The organism is Pseudomonas sp. GL_135, assembly GCF_057834665.1.
This window is the reverse complement of the sequence record NZ_CM174408.1, coordinates 1,475,545-1,493,784: the sequence shown is the minus strand read 5'-3', so window position 1 is coordinate 1,493,784 and position 18,240 is coordinate 1,475,545. Positions and strand designations below refer to the sequence as shown.

17 protein-coding genes are annotated in these 18,240 nt (G+C 60.9%); 9 read left to right on the top strand and 8 right to left on the bottom strand.

The features are described from left to right. Positions 1 to 62: 62 nt before the first annotated feature. Positions 63 to 1,139 (bottom strand): S-methyl-5-thioribose-1-phosphate isomerase, encoded by a 1,077-nt coding sequence (mtnA, locus tag AC3ISG_RS06790; RefSeq protein ID WP_489298809.1) that lies wholly within the window; start codon positions 1,137 to 1,139, stop codon positions 63 to 65. Between the two features lie 164 nt (positions 1,140 to 1,303). Here mtnA and AC3ISG_RS06785 point away from each other — a divergent pair, with 164 nt between their 5' ends. The 5 genes from AC3ISG_RS06785 (at position 1,304) to AC3ISG_RS06765 (ending at position 6,361) form a co-directional block, all read left to right on the top strand. Continuing rightward, positions 1,304 to 2,635 carry a TRZ/ATZ family hydrolase gene (locus tag AC3ISG_RS06785; protein ID WP_122622184.1) on the top strand — a complete coding sequence of 444 codons (1,332 nt, stop codon included), beginning with the start codon at positions 1,304 to 1,306 and terminating at the stop codon, positions 2,633 to 2,635. Positions 2,636 to 2,702: 67 nt separating this feature from the next. Continuing rightward, positions 2,703 to 3,401 (top strand): bifunctional 2-polyprenyl-6-hydroxyphenol methylase/3-demethylubiquinol 3-O-methyltransferase UbiG, encoded by a 699-nt coding sequence (ubiG, locus tag AC3ISG_RS06780; protein WP_122535654.1) that lies wholly within the window; start codon positions 2,703 to 2,705, stop codon positions 3,399 to 3,401. A gap of 3 nt (positions 3,402 to 3,404) precedes the next feature. Continuing rightward, positions 3,405 to 4,076, top strand: coding sequence for an N-acetylmuramic acid 6-phosphate phosphatase MupP (gene mupP / locus AC3ISG_RS06775; RefSeq protein WP_272632069.1), 672 nt, complete (start codon positions 3,405 to 3,407; stop codon positions 4,074 to 4,076). A gap of 321 nt (positions 4,077 to 4,397) precedes the next feature. Next, positions 4,398 to 5,144 carry a YciK family oxidoreductase gene (locus AC3ISG_RS06770; protein WP_489298808.1) on the top strand — a complete coding sequence of 249 codons (747 nt, stop codon included), beginning with the start codon at positions 4,398 to 4,400 and terminating at the stop codon, positions 5,142 to 5,144. A 290-nt stretch (positions 5,145 to 5,434) separates the two neighbouring features. Continuing rightward, the gene (locus AC3ISG_RS06765) at positions 5,435 to 6,361 is read left to right on the top strand and encodes a GGDEF domain-containing protein (protein ID WP_489298807.1); all 927 of its coding nucleotides are present in this window, start codon (positions 5,435 to 5,437) and stop codon (positions 6,359 to 6,361) included. Between the two features lie 4 nt (positions 6,362 to 6,365). Here AC3ISG_RS06765 and AC3ISG_RS06760 read toward each other — a convergent pair whose 3' ends face one another. From AC3ISG_RS06760 to trhO, 5 genes are all read right to left on the bottom strand, one after another. Continuing rightward, positions 6,366 to 7,163, bottom strand: a complete 798-nt coding sequence (locus AC3ISG_RS06760) for an iron-containing redox enzyme family protein (RefSeq protein WP_122622188.1) — start codon at positions 7,161 to 7,163, stop codon at positions 6,366 to 6,368. Between the two features lie 35 nt (positions 7,164 to 7,198). Beyond that, on the bottom strand, positions 7,199 to 9,664 hold the full coding sequence (locus tag AC3ISG_RS06755) for an EAL domain-containing protein (RefSeq protein ID WP_489298806.1): 2,466 nt from the start codon (positions 9,662 to 9,664) through the stop codon (positions 7,199 to 7,201). A 268-nt stretch (positions 9,665 to 9,932) separates the two neighbouring features. After that, positions 9,933 to 11,780, bottom strand: coding sequence for an ABC transporter ATP-binding protein (locus tag AC3ISG_RS06750; RefSeq protein ID WP_272632062.1), 1,848 nt, complete (start codon positions 11,778 to 11,780; stop codon positions 9,933 to 9,935). Beyond that, entirely contained in the window at positions 11,767 to 12,402 is a 636-nt protein-coding gene (locus AC3ISG_RS06745) for a DsbA family protein (RefSeq protein ID WP_122535661.1), read from the bottom strand. The genes AC3ISG_RS06750 and AC3ISG_RS06745 overlap by 14 nt, the downstream gene beginning before the upstream one ends. Before the next feature lie 3 nt (positions 12,403 to 12,405). Continuing rightward, positions 12,406 to 13,377, bottom strand: coding sequence for an oxygen-dependent tRNA uridine(34) hydroxylase TrhO (trhO, locus tag AC3ISG_RS06740; RefSeq protein ID WP_122622194.1), 972 nt, complete (start codon positions 13,375 to 13,377; stop codon positions 12,406 to 12,408). Between the two features lie 290 nt (positions 13,378 to 13,667). Here trhO and AC3ISG_RS06735 point away from each other — a divergent pair, with 290 nt between their 5' ends. Beyond that, positions 13,668 to 14,369 carry a glutathione S-transferase family protein gene (locus tag AC3ISG_RS06735; RefSeq protein WP_489298805.1) on the top strand — a complete coding sequence of 234 codons (702 nt, stop codon included), beginning with the start codon at positions 13,668 to 13,670 and terminating at the stop codon, positions 14,367 to 14,369. A gap of 104 nt (positions 14,370 to 14,473) precedes the next feature. Beyond that, entirely contained in the window at positions 14,474 to 15,037 is a 564-nt protein-coding gene (locus tag AC3ISG_RS06730; RefSeq protein WP_122535664.1) for a TetR/AcrR family transcriptional regulator, read from the top strand. A gap of 47 nt (positions 15,038 to 15,084) precedes the next feature. Here AC3ISG_RS06730 and AC3ISG_RS06725 read toward each other — a convergent pair whose 3' ends face one another. Beyond that, entirely contained in the window at positions 15,085 to 15,381 is a 297-nt protein-coding gene (locus tag AC3ISG_RS06725; RefSeq protein WP_122535665.1) for a BolA family protein, read from the bottom strand. Between the two features lie 12 nt (positions 15,382 to 15,393). Next, positions 15,394 to 15,930, bottom strand: a complete 537-nt coding sequence (locus AC3ISG_RS06720) for a DUF2059 domain-containing protein (protein WP_122535666.1) — start codon at positions 15,928 to 15,930, stop codon at positions 15,394 to 15,396. 262 nt (positions 15,931 to 16,192) lie between these two features. Here AC3ISG_RS06720 and AC3ISG_RS06715 point away from each other — a divergent pair, with 262 nt between their 5' ends. Next, the gene (locus tag AC3ISG_RS06715; RefSeq protein ID WP_489298804.1) at positions 16,193 to 17,587 is read left to right on the top strand and encodes a class II fumarate hydratase; all 1,395 of its coding nucleotides are present in this window, start codon (positions 16,193 to 16,195) and stop codon (positions 17,585 to 17,587) included. Further along, complete coding sequence (locus tag AC3ISG_RS06710) at positions 17,580 to 18,194, top strand: NAD(P)H-dependent oxidoreductase (protein WP_122535668.1); 615 nt, start codon at positions 17,580 to 17,582, stop codon at positions 18,192 to 18,194. The genes AC3ISG_RS06715 and AC3ISG_RS06710 overlap by 8 nt, the downstream gene beginning before the upstream one ends. Positions 18,195 to 18,240 lie beyond the last annotated feature (46 nt).

Here is an 18,240-nt window from a genome sequence, read left to right as displayed (position 1 = left end):
GACGCGCTCACAGAGCGCGATAGGGCGTTTGGGGACGAACGGTATTACCGGTCACGGCGTGATTAATGCAGGCGTTTGCGGCACATCAACAGGGCCATTTTTGCCGTGTCGGGGCGCTCGACGATGCCCTTCTCGGTGACGATGGCGTCGATGAGATCAGCGGGCGTCACGTCGAAGACGGGGTTGAAGGCGTCGACGTCGGCGCCCACACGCTTGCCGCCGACTTCCAGCAATTCGCGGCCGTCGCGCTCTTCGATGGGAATGTCGTCGCCGCTGGCCAGGTTCATGTCGATGGTCGAGCTCGGCGCCACCACCATGAAGCGCACGCCGTGGTGCATTGCCGCGACTGCCAACTGGTAAGTGCCGATCTTGTTGGCGACGTCGCCGTTGGCGGTAATGCGGTCGGCACCCACGATGACCCAGGTGATGCCCTTGGTTTTCATCAGGTGCGCGGCCGCGGAGTCGGCGTTGAGGGTGACCGGAACGCCTTCGTTGACCAGCTCCCACGCCGTGAGGCGGGAGCCCTGCAGCCAGGGCCGGGTTTCATCGGCGTACACGCGCTCGATCATGCCTTCAAGATGTGCTGCGCGAATGACGCCGAGTGCGGTACCAAAGCCGCCGGTGGCCAGTGCGCCGGTGTTGCAGTGGGTCAGCACGGTCTGCAGGTTGCCCTGATGCTTGCGGATCAGCTCGGCACCCAGTTGCGCCATGGTCAGGTTCGCTTCGCGGTCGCTCAAATGAATAGCCACGGCTTCGGCTTCCATGACCTTCAGCGGATCTTCGTGATCCTTCAGGCGATACAAGCGCTCACGCATGCGGTTCAGCGCCCAGAACAGGTTGACCGCCGTGGGCCGGGAATTGGCCAGCAGGTCGAAGTCTTCTTCCAGGGCCATCTGCCAGTCGCCGCCTTCGGCCAGACGATCAATGACCGCCAATACGATGCCGTAGGCCGCGCTGATGCCGATGGCGGGCGCGCCGCGCACTACCATCGTGCGAATGGCTTCGGCCACGCCTTCGGCACTGGTGTAGGGATGCCAGGTTTCTTCGAAGGGCAAGACCCGCTGATCCAGCAGATACAACGTGCCGTCCCGCCAATCGATGGCCTTTACCTTCTCAGCAGCCAGTAATCGATCGCGCATTGCACACCCCACTTGATGAATGTTTGAAAAGCCTGCCGCCACAGCGACGGTGCAAAGAAGCAAATCGCCAGCACCTTAAAAAGCCGCCGATTATAGCGAGCCGCCTGCGAAGACGCTCGGGTATACTTCGCCGTCCCCGTAATAAGCCATTGGATGCCCGCCCCATGCCCCATTCCGCTGCCCCACTCGACCTGTTGTTGCTGCCGGACTGGCTGGTACCGGTCGAACCCGCCGGCGTTGTGTTGAAGCAGCACGGGATCGGCATTCGCGATGGCCTGATCGTTTACATCGGCCCCCGCGCCGAAGCCCTGCGCCAGCCGGCCATCGAAGTGCGCGAGCTGCCGGGCATGCTGCTCAGTCCCGGGCTGATCAACGCTCACGGCCATGCGGCCATGACGCTGTTCCGCGGCCTGGCGGACGATCTGCCGTTGATGACCTGGCTGCAGGATCATATCTGGCCAGCCGAGGCGAAATGGGTTGATGAGGATTTCGTTCGCGACGGCACCGATCTGGCCATCGCCGAGCAGTTGAAAGGCGGCATCACCTGCTTCTCCGACATGTATTTCTTTCCGAAGGTCGCCTGCGAGCGGGTGCACAACAGTGGCATTCGCGCACAGATCACCGTGCCGGTGCTGGACTTCCCGATACCCGGTGCGCGTAACAGCGATGAATCGCTGCACATCGGCATCGAGCTGTTCAACGACCTGGCCCACCACGATCGCATCAAGATCGCCATGGGTCCCCACGCGCCCTACACCGTCAGCGATGAAAACCTGGAGAAGATCCGGGTCATCGCCGATGAGCTGGACGCGATGATCCAGATGCACGTTCACGAAACCGCCTTTGAAGTGCACGAGGCCGTCCAGCAACGCCAGGAACGCCCCCTTGCGCGGCTGCAGCGCCTGGGCCTGCTGGGCCCGCGCTTCCAGGCGGTGCACATGACCCAGATCAGTGATGACGATCTGGCGATGCTGGTCGAAAGCAACTCCAGCGTCATTCACTGCCCCGAATCGAACCTGAAACTGGCCAGCGGCTTTTGCCCGGTCGAGCGCCTGTGGCAGGCCGGGGTCAACGTCGCCATCGGCACCGACGGTGCGGCCAGCAACAATGACCTTGATCTCCTTGGCGAAACCCGCACCGCTGCGCTGCTGGCGAAAGCCGTCGCCGGCTCGGCTACCGCGCTGGACGCCCACCGCGCGCTGCGCATGGCCACGCTGAACGGCGCGCGCGCCATGGGCATCGATGATCACACCGGCTCGCTGCAAATCGGCAAGGCCGCCGACATGGTCGCGTTCGACCTCTCGGGGCTCGCGCAACAGCCGGTCTACGACCCGGTGTCACAACTTATTTACGCAACGGGACGCGACTGCGTGACCCACGTCTGGGTCGCCGGCAAGCAGTTGCTGCAGGACAAACGCCTGACCCGCATGGACGAAGAAGCGCTGACCCGAACTGCCAAAGCCTGGGGCGACCGCATCGCGTCAGATAAAGCCTGACCCATTGAGCGCCGCCACGGTCAGATACCGTGGCCGGACACCGAATTCAAGTTTTAGAGGATCACACATGAGCAACGTCGACCACGCCGAAATCGCCAAATTCGAGGCCCTCGCCCATCGCTGGTGGGACCGCAACAGCGAGTTCAAGCCGCTGCACGACATCAATCCGCTGCGGGTGAACTGGATTGACGAGCGCGTGAATCTGGCCGGCAAAAAGGTGCTCGACGTCGGCTGCGGCGGCGGCATTCTGAGCGAGGCCATGGCCTTGCGCGGCGCCACCGTGACCGGCATCGACATGGGCGAAGCCCCGCTGGCCGTGGCGCAACTGCATCAGTTGGAATCCGGCGTGAGCGTTGAATACCGGCAGATCACCGCCGAAGCGCTGGCCGAAGAAATGCCCGAGCAATTCGATGTCGTGACCTGCCTGGAAATGCTCGAGCACGTACCCGACCCTTCGTCGGTGATTCGCGCCTGCTACCAGATGGTCAAGCCGGGCGGTCAGGTGTTTTTCTCCACCATCAACCGCAATCCGAAGGCGTACCTGTTCGCCATCATCGGCGCCGAATACATCATGAACCTGCTGCCCCGCGGCACCCATGACTTCAAGAAATTCATCCGCCCGTCCGAGCTGGGCGCGTGGAGCCGTGATGCCGGGCTTCAGGTCAAGGACATCACCGGCCTGACCTACAACCCGCTGACCAAGCACTACAAGCTGGCGTCCGACGTCGACGTCAATTACATGATCCAGACACTTCGAGGGGTCTGAGCCATGCGCTTGAGGGCGGTTCTCTTCGACATGGACGGCACGCTGCTCGACACCGCGCCGGACTTCATCGCGATCTGCCAGGCGATGCTGGCCGAACGCGGCTTCCCGCGTGTGGACGACAAGCTGATTCGCGATGAAATCTCAGGCGGCGCAAAGGCCATGGTCTCGGCGGCGTTCGCCATGTCCCCCGACGCGCCGGAATTCGAGGCGCTGCGACTGGAGTTTCTGGCGCGCTACCAGACTGATTGCGCAGTGCACAGCAAGCTGTTCGACGGCATGGCCGAGTTGCTGGCCGACATCGAAAAAGCCAACTTGATCTGGGGCGTGGTGACCAACAAACCGGTGCGCTTCGCCCAACCGATCATGGAACAACTGGGTTTGTCGGAACGCTCTGCGCTGCTGATCTGCCCGGACCACGTGACCAAGAGCAAGCCCGACCCGGAGCCGCTGTTGCTGGCCTGCAAGATGCTCGATTTGGACCCGGCTAGCGTGTTGTTTGTGGGCGATGACCTGCGTGACATCGAATCCGGCCGCGACGCCGGGACCAAGACCGCCGCCGTTCGCTATGGCTATATCCACCCCCACGACAACCCCGATCATTGGGGCGCGGACGTGGTGGTGAATCACCCTCTGGAGCTGCGCCGGGTGCTGGACGATGCGTTGTGCAGTTGCTGATTTAGGACCGAATGCACATCCCTTGTGGGACGATCGAAGTGGCGTTCCACCTTGCTCGCGAAGAGGACGGTACATCCGTCGCATCTTTGTAAATCCAAAAACCATTCGCGAGCAAGCTCGCTCCCACAGGGTCGGGGTGGACTCGATATCTTGGTTACACCGCCGGACTTGTGGGAGCGAGCTTGCTCGCGAAGAGGACGGTACGTCCGTCGCATCTTTACTGAATCCAAAAACCATTCGCGAGCAAGCTCGCTCCCACAGTAACGCCGCCAGCCAAACACTGCGTTCTACCGCTTGACTACGTGTGATGAAGGAGACCCCATGTTCAATTACTCCGCCCACCCCGATCTGCTCAAGGACCGGGTCATTCTGGTCACCGGCGCCGGCCGTGGGATTGGCGCCGCTGCCGCGAAAACGTACGCCGCCCACGGTGCAACGGTCTTGCTGCTGGGCAGGACCGAATCGAACCTGAGCGCGCTGTATGACGAGATCGAGGCCGCCGGACATCCGCAGCCCGTGGTCATCCCGTTCGACCTCGAGACTGCCCTGCCCCATCAATACGATGAACTCGCCGCGATGATCGAAGCCGAGTTCGGTCGGCTAGACGGTGTATTGCACAATGCCTCGATCATCGGCCCGCGCACGCCGATCGAACAGCTCACTGGCGAGCAGTTCATGCAAGTCATGCACGTCAACGTCAACGCCACCTTCATGCTGACCACTGCGTTGCTGCCGCTGCTCAAGCTCGCGGGTGACGCATCCATTGCGTTCACCTCCAGCAGCGTCGGGCGCAAAGGCCGCGCGTATTGGGGCGCCTATGGCGTTTCCAAGTTCGCTACCGAAGGGCTGATGCAGACGCTGGCCGATGAAATCGATGGGCTGGGGTCGCTACGCGCCAATAGCATCAATCCGGGCGCAACCCGCACTGACATGCGCGCCCAGGCGTACCCGGCCGAGGACCCGACCAACAACCCGACGCCGGAAGAGATCATGCCGGTGTACCTGTACCTGATGGGCCCGGATAGCAAGGGCATCAACGGGCAGGCACTGGATGCGCAGACCCGCTGAACCCGGCTGTGCGTTTGTCGCAGCTCATGGAAGGGAGCGCACTCACTCTGCGCTCCCTCACCTGAATATCAGTCGGCGCCGGGTACCTCCACTCGGCAGTTTCCTGTCATCTTGCATCGCCCAATGCCTTCGGAATCGATACGTAAGTCAAATCCAAGGCGCCGAAAGGTACCAAACCTGTCACAATCCGCCGCAACTTATTGATTGACAATGCTTTTCACGCAGGCAGTCGAATTGGCACGAGTTTCGCTCTCTCCTTTTCAAGCCCGTAGAGGCGAAGGAGCGGAACCATGAGTTTTCCAACCACCACCAATGCCATAGATTTCGACAGCGCCCGGCTGCAACGCCATGGTTTCGCGCCGCAGCACAGCCTCGTTCGGCCTGCCCTCGATTACGAGCAGCTCCGGCGTCAGCTCGACCTGCAACTGCAAACCAGCCTTGAAGCGGACAAGATCCTGTCGATGCTCTTCCAGAGCATTCAGCAGCTCATCCCGCTGAATGCCCTTAACTTTAAACACCTGCCGACCGATCTGCGTCTGGAGCTCGGCGAACGCGCCCGGCATAACGCCACGTACAGCATGACGCACGAAGGCAACCAACTTGGCGAGCTTTCGTTCCAGCGTGATCATCGTTTTGCCGAGCACGAGCTGGAGCAACTCGAATCGTTGCTGTCGAGCTTGCTCTATCCCCTGCGCAATGCCCTGCTGTACCGCCATGCCAGCCTGAGTGCGCTGCGTGACCCGCTGACCGGCGCCGGTAACCGGATTGCCATGGAACAGTCGCTCATTCGCGAGTTCGAAATCGCACGCCGCCAGCAGCAACCGCTGTCGGTGCTGATGCTGGACATCGACCACTTCAAGGGCATCAACGACGCCCATGGCCATGCCACGGGCGATGAAGTGCTGCGGGCCGTGACCAACGCAGTCAAGGATCGCCTGCGTAACATCGATCAAGTGTTCAGATTTGGCGGTGAGGAATTTCTTATCGTGCTGAGCAACACCAGTCGTGAGTCAGCCGCGCTGGTGGGTGAGCGCCTGCGCAGTGCGGCACTGCAACTGAGTTATCCGGTGACAGGACGGCCTCTGGATCTGACCGTCAGCCTCGGTTGCTCGACGCTGCTGCCGGGCGAATCGTCCGACAGCATGTTGCGCCGTGCCGACACGGCCCTGTACGCCGCCAAGCGCAAGGGCCGCAACCGCCTGGAAATGGCGGGCTGACCGATCAGGCGCGAGCAGGTATCCGGTGTTCCCGGACCGAGCCGTTACCTTCCTGGGATCGTTCCAGCGTCATGCACCGTTCGAGGAACAGGAACATGTACTCGTAACTCTTGCAGACCGCCATTCGCAGGTCGGCCTGCAATTGCTCGCTGGGGTTGTTGCCGGCCAGGGTGCAAATGATTTCCAACGCTTCCCAAGGGTGGGAATCGTCGTACTGCGCATGCATCTTCAGCCACTTCATCGCCCGCTTTCGTGTCTCCGGCGGGAACAGGTCTGCGTAGGTGTCCTGGGAACAGACCACCGCAGACCATTCACCAGTGGCGCCTTCAATGGCGTAGTTGGTCGCCGCAATGGCCACCACCAGCGAATCCGACGAACAGCTGTGCCAGCACCAGTGATTCAATGCGTGAAGTTCCGAGGGTACCCTTTGCGCCTGCAGGTCTTCCAGTGTCACCCCATGGGCGGCGCTCCAGTTGACCCAGTAATCGGCATGGTTGAGTTCGACCCGAATATTGCGCATTAACCATCGTCGCGCCATGTCTTCACCCGGGTGTCGGGCGAATCGGGTTTTGGTCAGGTTATGCGCCATATAGACCGCGAACTGTTCGACAACCGGCCAGCCACCAATCAGGTACTGGCGCATGGTCTTAGAACTGAGCCGCCCGTCACGCATGCGTTGATAAAGTTCATGCCCTACCACCTTGGCCTTGGCGTCACTGCAATCATTGATCAATTGCTGTGCCCAAGCGGGGTAACTGCTGGCATCCATCAGCGGACCGGTTCTAATGAACATATCGATCACTGTGTAGCTCCTTATGTGAGTTGCGTAGGGTGTGTTCAGCGAAAAGTCCCGGGAGCGCTGAACAACAGGGGGGTCTGCCTCGCGGGCCGTGCGTGCAGACATTCACAGGTGAATAATTGCGGTCGCTCGATAACATACCCCTGAGCGTAGTCCACACCGATTTCCAATAACGCCTGCTCTATCTGAGGGCTCTCGACGAACTCGGCGATCGTCTGTTTGCCCATCACGTGCCCGATATGGTTGATCACTTCCACCATCGCCCGGTTGACCGGATCGTCGAGCATGTCCTTTACGAAACTGCCATCAATCTTCAGGAAGTCCACAGGCAAGTGCTTCAAGTACGCAAATGACGACATGCCTGCACAGAAGTCATCCAGAGAGAAACGGCATCCCAGACTTTTGAGTTCATTGATAAACCGAATGGCGCTGCCCAAGTTAGCGATCGCACTGGTTTCGGTGATTTCAAAACAGATAAGTTCAGGGGGGATTGCGTAGATCTGGAACTGCTGTCGCAAATATTCAAGAAATGCGTCGTCGCCAATGCTGGTGCCGGACAGGTTGATCGCACACACGGCCATCGGCCCTTCGCCGTGTCCGGACTTGAGACAGTCGGCGATGATCATGAAAACGTGCTGCACGACCCAGCGGTCCAGGGTGGTCATCATGCCGTAGCGCTCGGCGGCGGGGATGAAACTGTCCGGCAGGATCATGCGCCCGGACTCGTCGCGCAGCCGCAGCAGAATCTCGATATGGCCAGGGCCTTGCACGGCGTTGCGGCCCAGTGCTGCAATTTCCTGGGAGTACAGACAGAAGCGGTTGTCTTCGAGGGCCATGTGCAGGCGCTGAATCCAAGCCATTTCGCCAAAGCGGGTGGACAGATCAGAGTCGTCGTCGTGGTAGACCTGAACCCGGTTGCGGCCCTTTTCCTTGGCCATGTAGCAGGCCATGTCGGCGGCGCGCAGCGAGGTCTCCAGCGTGGTCGGGACCTCGTCGATGTGCACCAGACCGATGCTGACGGTGGTGACAAAAGGCCGGCCTTTCCAGACAAAGTGCAGGCTTTCCACCGTTTGCCGCAGGCTTTCGGCCACGCGCTCAGCGGCCTCCGGCGCACAGTGTTCGAGAAGGATGCCGAACTCGTCGCCCCCAAGGCGCGCCAGCGTATCGCCTTCGCGCACGCCCTGCTGCAGCAGCGTGCAAATGTGCCGCAGCAGCTCATCACCCGCGGCATGACCGCTGGTGTCGTTGACCAGCTTGAACTGATCGAGGTCAAGGAACATCAATGCATGCTGCGCCGGCTGCTCGGCCAGGCCGTTGAGGGCCAGCTCGAGGCGGTATTCGAACTCGCGGCGATTGGTCAGTCCGGTCAGCGCATCGTGGGTCGCCTGCCAGGACAGGTTGGCGATGTACTGACGCTCCTGGGTCATGTCGTGCAACACCAGCACCGCGCCACTGACCTTGCCTTCGGTGCGGATCGGCGAGCCGACCAACGCGACCGAAACGGTACTGCCGTCCAGGCGCTGAATCAGTCGTGAGCTTTCGCTGCCGCCGCCCAGATTGCCACTGAGCATGCGCTCGATCAGGGTCGAGGTGTCTTTCTGATCGTTCTCGTCGAGCAGGCTGAACAGCGCGGCCAGCGGCAGACCGGCCGCCTGCTCGTTCTTCCAGTGAGTCATGAGTTCGGCGGCGGGATTCATATAGACGATGGAGCCGTCGACGTCGGTGGTGATGACACCATCACCGATGGACTCGAGGGTAATTTGCGCACGCTCCTTTTCCATCTGCAGCGCGACCGCGAAGGCGTGGCGCTGCTCCAGCAACTTATGGGTGCGCAGCAGCGCCAGGATGATCAGGCACAGCGCGGTGGCGAGGTTGACCACCAGCAGAATTCGCAGGATGACCCGCGAGCCCTCGCCCAGCGCGTCGCTGAAGGCCATGGCCGCGGGCGTGACGCCTTCGTTGATGGCGCTGATGCGCTGCCGCCATCCCAGGACCTCGCTATTGGTGACGTTGCCTTCCTGAATCCGCGCATGCATTTCCCGGGCGACTTCATCGAGCTGTACCAGGTAGTTGTCACCGACCTTCCACAGGTCAATGGCCTTTTCCAGGTAGCTGAAGTGCTGAAAATTCAGATAAAGCCAGATGATGCTCTGGGCATCGTCAGGGTGGTTGCCACCTTGCAGAATCCCGGCCTTGGCGCGCGCGATGTCGGGCACCGGCTGATCCATGGCCAGGCGCAGGTCATGGCCGCCCTGGGGAATGGCAATGGCTTTCTGGTATTTCAGGTAATTAATGTCGTCGCGGCTGTTGGCGTAGAGATTCAGGTAATAAATGGCGTCTTTCTGGCCCTTCGACCACAGGCTCTCCCCGCCGATATAGCTGCGCACCGCCGACATCATGTACAGGCTGACGCAGCCGAGCAGTGCCTGTAACAGCACAACGGCGATAAATGGCCATACGATGCCCAGAAGGCGAGGCTTCTCGAGAATCCGCTTTTGCTTCATGGTGTCCCTTTGATCAGCACTGCCAGATACTCAGCCCCCCTGCCAGGCAACCTTCCTGGAGCCTGAGGGACTTCGCTAATTTCCACGATGCAGCAGACAATCTCTCACATCCATTACAGGACGTAACCAGCCAATTGAGTGGTGAGACGTAAACATGACGCTTCTCACATTTCCGGTGGGCGTCGACGCGAAGCATAGCCCAACAATTGACGTGGTCCAGTGGCGATACGCCATTTCACCATGAACCTTCGGAACCCCACAGGCTGAGTCACACCTGTTGCAGGTGTCCGTAGAGCCGGGCGTATAACCCGCCGTCTGCAATCAGCTGCTGATGGTCACCGTCCTCGGCAATGCGCCCCCCATCGAACACCAGTACCCGATCCGCCTGTTTCACTGCCGACAGTCGGTGGGCAATGATCAGCGTGGTGCGGCCACTTAAAAAACGGTTCAGCGCCTGATGCAGGTTGTACTCGGTGGCAGCGTCCAGGGCAGAAGTGGCCTCGTCGAGAATCACCACCTTGGGGTCAGCCAGGACCATGCGCGCAATGGCCAGCCGTTGTCGCTGGCCACCAGACAACCGAACCCCCGAGCGCCCGACCACGCTGTCCAGCCCGAGGGGCAGCGCGCGGATGGTGGCATCCATCTGCGCAATTTCCAGCGCCTGCCAACAGGCGCTGTCGTCTTGCTCGCGCCCCATCAGCAGGTTGGCGCGGACGGTGTCGTTGAACAGCGCCGGATGCTGCAGCACTACCGCGACGTTCTCGCGCACGGTGTCCAGACCAATCTCCTGCATACGTGAGCCACCAAAACAAATGACGCCGGATTGGGGGGTGTACAGGCCGAGCAGCAACTGGACCAGCGTGCTTTTGCCGCCGCCGCTGGCACCGACAATGGCGACCTTCTCGCCCGGATTGATCGACAAGTCAAGTTTATCGAGGACCAACTCGTCGTTGTAGCCGAAGCTCAAACCCCGCACGTCAATGCTCACCGTCTGCCGACCTTCGAACGGATTGGTTTGCCCCAAGAACTGAGGCTCGTCCGCACGGGCGAGCAGCTCGTTGATCCGGGTCAGTGCGCCGCCCGCCGCGTAGTAGGCGTACTGCAGGTTCAGCAGTTGTTCGACGGGACCGATCATGAACCACAGGTAGCTGAACACGGCGAGCATGTGGCCGATGGACAGGTCGGAGAACAGCACCGTCAGCATCGCGGCAGCGCGGAAAATGTCGATGCCGAACTGAAACAGCAACCCGCTGGCCCGGCCCGACGCATCGCTTTTCCATTGAGACGACACTGCGTAATCACGCACTTCCCGGGCGCGCAGGCCGAGCAATCCGAGGAAATACCCCTGACGGTTGCTGGCGCGGATCTCCTGAATCGCGTCGAGGGTTTCAGTGAGCGCCTGGGTGAAGCGCGAAGTGCTGTCGTTTTCCAGCTTCTTGAGGTGCTTAACGCGCTTGCCGAGTTTCACCGTGGCGAACACCACCAGCGGGTTGAACAGCAGAATCAGCAGCGCCAGTTGCCAGTGCATCCACATCAGGATCGCGGCAGTGCCCGTGAGGGTAAGCATCGCCACGAGAAACTTGCTGAGCGTTTCGCCGACGAATTTGTCGACGGTGTCCAGATCCGTCACCAGGTGCGCGGTGACCGTGCCGCTGCCCAGGCTTTCGTATTCGCTCAGCGAGATGCGCTTGAGTCGCTCGATCAGGCGAGTGCGGATGCGGTAGACAATGTTTTTGGCCAGGCCGGCAAACAGCCACGACTGAATCACGTTGAACACCAGCGCGCCCAAGCGCAGGCAGAGTGTCGCCACGAGCATCAGACCGATGTAGCCGACAGGCTTGTGCAGGCTGTCGGGCAGGAACTGATTCATGAAGATCAGCGCCGAATTGCCTTTGCCCAGCAGCACTTCATCGACCAGCAGCGGCAATAGCAGCGGTATCGGCACCGAGCAGAGCACGGCCAGAACCGCGACGCCATTGGCCACCCACAGCGATTTTCTGTGCTGCAGGGCAAGGCGGCGGATCTGCGCCCAGTTCAAGCGATCAACGGCGGGATGCTCATCAACCGATGGTGCGGCACTGCGACGATCCGGATTCTCGACATCAGGCACTGGCATTACGCTCCAGCCAGCGACCCAGCAAGGGCTCAAGGACATCAAGGGGTTGATACCCGTTGGTCAGCAGCGCCAACTGGCCGTTGTGCTCGGCAAGCAATGTCGGAAAACCCGCGATGCCCAAGTCCTGAACCCAGGAGAAATCCGACGCAGTCGCGGTGTGCTGCTCGACGCTGTCGAAGGCTTCGGCAAACTCGATGCGCGGCAAGCCGGCTTTTTCGGCCAGCTCGGCCAGCACCGAGCCGTGGGTCACGTCGCGGCCGTCCAGGTAAAAGGCCTGCTGGATTTCCTTGACCAGCCGCCAGGCGACGTCCGGGGCCAGACTGCGCGCCGCAACAATCGCTCGGCAGGCAGGCGCGGTGTCATAGACGAAACCGTCGGGCAAGGCGCCGTCGAAACGGAACGCCTGGCCCGTGGCCTCGTGCACCGCTTGCCAGTGTTCGAGGATGTAGCGTTTGGTCGTCGGTTCCAGCGCCGCGCCACTGCCGGTGCGCAACCCGCCCACCACCAGATGCAACGGCACCCCCGCCGCTCCCGCCTGCTCGACCAATGCTTCGGCCACCGGAGAAAATCCCCAGCACCAGGAACACATTGGGTCCATCACATACAGCAGGCGGGTGGACATGGCTCAGCCCTCGTTGCTTTGAGTTTCAATGGCCTGGCCGTCGAGCGCGCGGTAATTGCGCCCGATCGGGTGCGGCTGATTGCGCGCCTTCGCCAATTCGATCTGCTTTTGCCGGTCGATGGCGCTGCGGCGGGTTTTTTCGCTCAGTGAATCCCAGCAATGCGGGCAACTGACGCCCGGCGAATAGTGCTCGCTGGCGCGGTCTTCTGCGCTGATTGGTGTGCGGCAGGCGTGACACTGATCGTAGTCGCCTTCGGTCAGGTCGTGGCGCACGGTGACGCGATTGTCGAACACGAAGCAGTCGCCCTGCCAGCGGGTTTCTTCCTGGGGCACTTCCTCCAGGTATTTGAGAATGCCGCCCTTGAGGTGATAGACCTCTTCGAAGCCTTCGCCAAGCATATAGCTGGAGGCCTTTTCACAGCGGATGCCGCCGGTGCAGAACATCGCGACCTTCTTGTGCCTGGCCGGGTCGAAGTGGGCCTTGATGTAGTCCGGAAACTCACGGAATGATGTGGTCTTGGGGTCAATCGCGCCTTCGAAGGTGCCGATCGACACTTCGTAATCATTGCGCGTGTCGATCAGCAGCACTTCAGGGTCGGCAATCAGCGCGTTCCAGTCCTTGGGATCGACGTAGGTGCCCACGGCCTTGTTCGGGTCTACGCCCGGCACGCCGAGGGTCACGATCTCTTTCTTGAGTTTGACCTTGGTGCGGTAGAACGGCTGCTCGTCGCAGTAGGATTCCTTATGGTCGATGTCGACCATGCGCGGGTCCTTCTTCAGCCAGGCCATCAAGCCGTCGATGCCCTCGCGGCTGCCGGAGACGGTGCCGTTGATGCCTTCTTCGGCGATCAGCAAGGTGCCTTTGATGCCGTTGTCGACCATCGCCTGCAGCAGTGGCTCGCGCAGTGCGACGTAATCGGAAAGGGTGACGAATTTGTACAGCGCCGCGACAACGATGGGTGCGGTTTGGGTCATGTGCCGTCTCCAGGTGGTGACCCTCGCAAAGGGCCTACCGGGTGATTGATTCAGATGAGCGCGTGCCGACCGGGCAACGCGGCGCGGATTCTATCAAGAATCGACGGCGAGCAGTCAGGGAGGTTGATCAACCGAAGCTGACGGCCGATCCGACGTGAGAGCTCAGTAACGCAAGACAAAACCAAACCTAACGAATGTTAGGTAGCCTATTGACCGAGGCGGTATTCAAGCCTAAGGTTGGCCTACCTAACAACCGTTAGGTGCTTAATCTTCCATTACAGGACAGCGCCATGACGACCAGACTGCAGCTATTCACCTCTCCTTCGGCGTTCCCCAATCCCCAACGGCTGCGCTTGTTTATGCACGAAAAGGGCATCGCCGATCAATTCGATGAAACCGTCTATGACATGTCGCCCGGTGGCGAACAACGCGGTTGGCGTCACCTCAACATGAACCCATGGGGCGAAACCCCGACACTCCAGCTGGCAGATGGCAGCTTTATTTCCGAAACAGCGGCCATCGTCCGTTTTCTCGACCAGTCCTACCCCGGCCGCAAGATCATGGGAGAAACCCCGCTGGAGCAAGGCCTGGACAACATGTGGGATAACCGCATCTGGGTGCATATCCTGTATCGCATCGTCACGGCTTTTCACGTCTTGCACACCGGGCTCGGTTTCAAACTGGAACTGACGAAGAATGAGGCATGGGGTGAGCACTGCCGCAAAGAGGCACTGATGCACGCGGCCTTGGTGAATCGTCATCTGGCCGACGGTCGCGAATGGCTGTTGGGAGGCGCCGAACCGACGTTTGCCGATATCACGCTGGCCACTGCCATTGCCTTTTCCAAGTTCCCGGTAAACGCGACCCCGCTGGACGAGCGTTTCGAGCATCTCGATAGCTACTGGCAGCGCTGGCAGAAGCGCCCAAGTTTCCAGGCCGCCTACGCTGATCGCAGCAGTGGCATACCGGAACTGGATTCACCTTCCGCCTGATCCATCTGGATCCGCACGTCATATGTGTGAGGACGATTGCCTGGACATTTGCTTTAAGATGGCCGGTTCCACAGCAACTCGTCCGACCCATGAAAGGCACGACAATGAGCATCAACGCCCGCGAAGCCATACTTCTGGCTGCTCGAAACATTGCCCAGTCACAGGGCTACAACGGACTGAATTTTCGCGATCTCGCCCAAGAGGTTGGCATCAAGCCAGCCAGCATCTACTACCACTTCCCGAGCAAGGCCGATCTAGGTATCGCCGTTGCCAAGCGGTATTGGCAAGATGGTGCCGCTGCCCTCGAGACTATTTCCGAGGAGACGCCGGATCCGGCGGAGGCATTGCGCCGATTCCCCGAAATTTTTCGTCGCTCGCTGGAGACCGACAACCGGCTGTGTCTGGCGAGTTTTGTGGGGGCGGAAACCGATAATCTGCCCACGGCCATGGCCGAGGAGATTCAGACGTTTGCCAAGGTCAATATTGCCTGGCTTAGGCGACTGCTGGTCGCCGCGAAATACTGCGAGGAAGCCGACAGCGACGTCCGCGCGCGCGCCATTTTCTCGGCCGTCGCGGGGGCGCAGCTCATCGCACGAAGCAGGTCGGACATCACACTGTTCGATACGTTAATCGAGGCCTATCGCGCCTACGGCCCACTGCCGGCGTGACGCCCGCTAGCGCCCGAAACCTGTACAACGGCTTCGGGCGGCGCGGGTCAGTCATGCCCACCCGCACAGGTCGGGGAAGACGGCGCCGAGCCGAGCTTCGCCCATTCTTCAGGGGTGTAGGTGTGCAGCGCCAGAGCGTGGAACTCACCCATCAGGCCACCGAGCAGGCCATAGACCTTCTGATGGCGCTTGACTGCGTTGAGGCCAGCGAACTGCTCGCTGACCACCACCGCCTTGTAGTGAGTGTCCGTGCCGCGACTGTGCATGTGGCTTTCGTTGAGCACCTGAAGGTACTCGGGCTGAAAGACCGTCAACGCGGATTCGATTCGCTGTTGCATGCTCATGTCAGGCTTCGCTTATGGCTTCTTGGCAGGAGCAGCCGGTGCAGCAGGCTTGGCGCCGGCCGGGGTCAGTTCCTTGGTCATGTCGGCGAGCAGCTTGTTGACCACAGGCACCGCGCTTTCCAGTTTGCTCTGGGTCAGCTGGAACGACTGCTGGCTGATCTGCGGCATCTTGGCCTGGACTTTCTGGCCCAGTGGAGACTGGTAGAAGGCAACCAGGTCTTTCAGCTCGCTTTCGCTGAAGTTGGAGGTGTACAGCTTGACCATGTCAGGCTGCAGTTTTGGCCAGCTGATCACCTGATCCAGCGCAGCGTTGGCCTTGCCCTGGTAGGTTTCGAGGGTGGCTTGCTTGGACGCAGGCGCTTTGGTTTCAGCAAAACGCTGAGCGAACATCTGCTGGACTTGCATGTAAACCGGCGCACCCAGTTGATCGGCGTGAGCCAGTTTGAGGAACGCTACAGCACTGGCTTCATGGCTGGCGGTATCGGCAAGAACCTGGCCGCTGGCACATACCAGAGCAACCGCAGCACAAATGGCACGAAGACGGGTCATCGAGTTTCCTTATCTAGCAGGCGAGGCAGAACCCCAAGGGCGGCCATTCTGCGCCCCTTTGCGCATTTCCCTCAACCCCCGACCCTACGAGCGGTTATCCCGCGGACCTGACGCACTCCCCCGTATGCAGGTTTAGGGCGACCGCCCCGGTCGTTTTGTCGCACACTGGCCGTACCTGTTCCGACCGCACAGCAGCCACGGGGAACCCCACCGGCTCGCCTGGTTACTAAACTGCGCAAATCGATCTTAAGGAGAGAGTCCAGTGAGCCGTACCGAAACCGACAGCATAGGTCCGATCGAAGTCCCCGAAGACGCTTACTGGGGGGCGCAGACGCAGCGTTCTCTGATCAACTTCGCCATTGGCCAGGAGCGCATGCCACTGCCCGTATTGCACGCGCTGGCACTGATCAAAAAAGCCGCCGCCCGGGTCAACAACCGCAACGGCGACTTGCCCACCGACATTGCCAACCTGATCGAGCAGTCCGCCGACGAAGTGCTGCAAGGCCAGCTCGACGACCAGTTTCCCCTGGTGGTCTGGCAGACTGGCAGCGGCACGCAAAGCAACATGAACGTCAATGAAGTCATCGCCGGCCGTGCCAACGAACTGGCGGGTGGCGTTCGCGGCGGCAAGTCGCCGGTTCACCCCAACGACCATGTCAATCGCTCGCAGAGCTCCAACGACTGCTTCCCCACCGCGATGCACATCGCCGCTGTACAAGCAGTGAAAGAACAGCTGCTGCCGGCGATCGCCGAATTGTCCAGCGGCCTCGCCGAGCAGTCTTCACGGCACATGAAGCTGGTGAAAACCGGCCGCACGCACATGATGGACGCTACGCCGATCACTTTCGGCCAGGAGCTGTCGGCCTATGTCGCCCAACTCGACTACGCCGAAAAGAGCATCCGCGCTGCGTTGCCGGCCGTATGTGAACTGGCCCAGGGCGGCACCGCCGTAGGTACGGGTTTGAACTCGCCCCATGGGTTCGCCGAAGCCGTCGCCGCTGAACTGGCTGCGCTGTCTGGCCTGCCCTTCGTCACCGCGCCGAACAAGTTTGCCGCGCTAGCCGGGCATGAGCCGCTGACCGCGCTGTCCGGCGCGCTGAAAACCCTCGCCGTGACGCTGATGAAAATCGCCAACGACCTGCGTCTGCTCGGTTCCGGCCCTCGCGCCGGCCTGGCCGAAGTCAAGCTGCCGGCCAACGAACCGGGCAGCTCGATCATGCCGGGCAAGGTCAACCCGACCCAGTGCGAGGCGCTGTCGATGCTGGCGTGTCAGGTCATGGGCAACGACACCACGATCACCTTCGCTGCCAGTCAGGGCCACCTGCAACTGAACGTGTTCAAGCCGGTGATCATCCACAACCTGCTGCAATCGATCCGCTTGCTGGGCGATGGCTGCCGCAACTTCAACGAGCACTGCATTGCCGGCATGGAACCGGATGCCGCCAAGATGGCCGAGCATCTGGAACGCGGCCTGATGCTGGTGACCGCGCTGAACCCGCACATCGGCTACGACAAGTCGGCGCAGATTGCCAAGAAAGCCTATAGCGAAGGGCTGACCCTGCGCGAAGCGGCGCTGCAACTGGGCTTCCTCACCGACGCCGAGTTCGACGCCTGGGTGCGCCCGGAACACATGCTCGAGGCTGGCAGCAATGGCTGAACCCATCAGCGGCGCCACGCCACTGGAAGGCTATGGCAAACGCATTCTGATGATCATCGGCACGCCGAAAAGCATCAGCCTCGGCCACGCGCTGGGCGAGGCTTATGCCCAGGGCGCGCGGAGCAAAGGTCATGTCGTGCGGGTGCTCAAGCTTGATGAAATGGATTTCGACCCGGTGCTGCGGGGTGGTTATGAATCCGCACAGACGCTTGAACACGATCTGCTCGAAGCCCAGCGCGAGGTGCACTGGGCGCAGCATCTGGTGTTCGTGTATCCCGTCTGGTGGGGCGGGCTGCCGAGCCTGCTTGGTGGATTCTTTGACCGGGTGTTCATGCCCGGCTTTGCTTTCAAAGCCCACGGCAGGCATCACCCGTCCAATGAGTTGCTGAAGGGCCGGACAGCGGAATTGCTGGTGACAATGGACACGCCTTCGCGCTATTTCCGCTGGGTTTTCAAAGCCCCGGCCCATCGGCAGATGGTCAGGACGATCCTCGAGTTCTGCGGCATCAAGACCACGCGGCTCACGGAGTTTTCGCCGGTGCGCACCTCTACCGAAGAGCAGCGTCAGCAGTGGATTCGTGACGCCGAGGCACTGGGCAAGCGCTGAATGTGATGCCCGAGCGGTCAGCAGTGGCGCGTGGGCTCGCACGTTG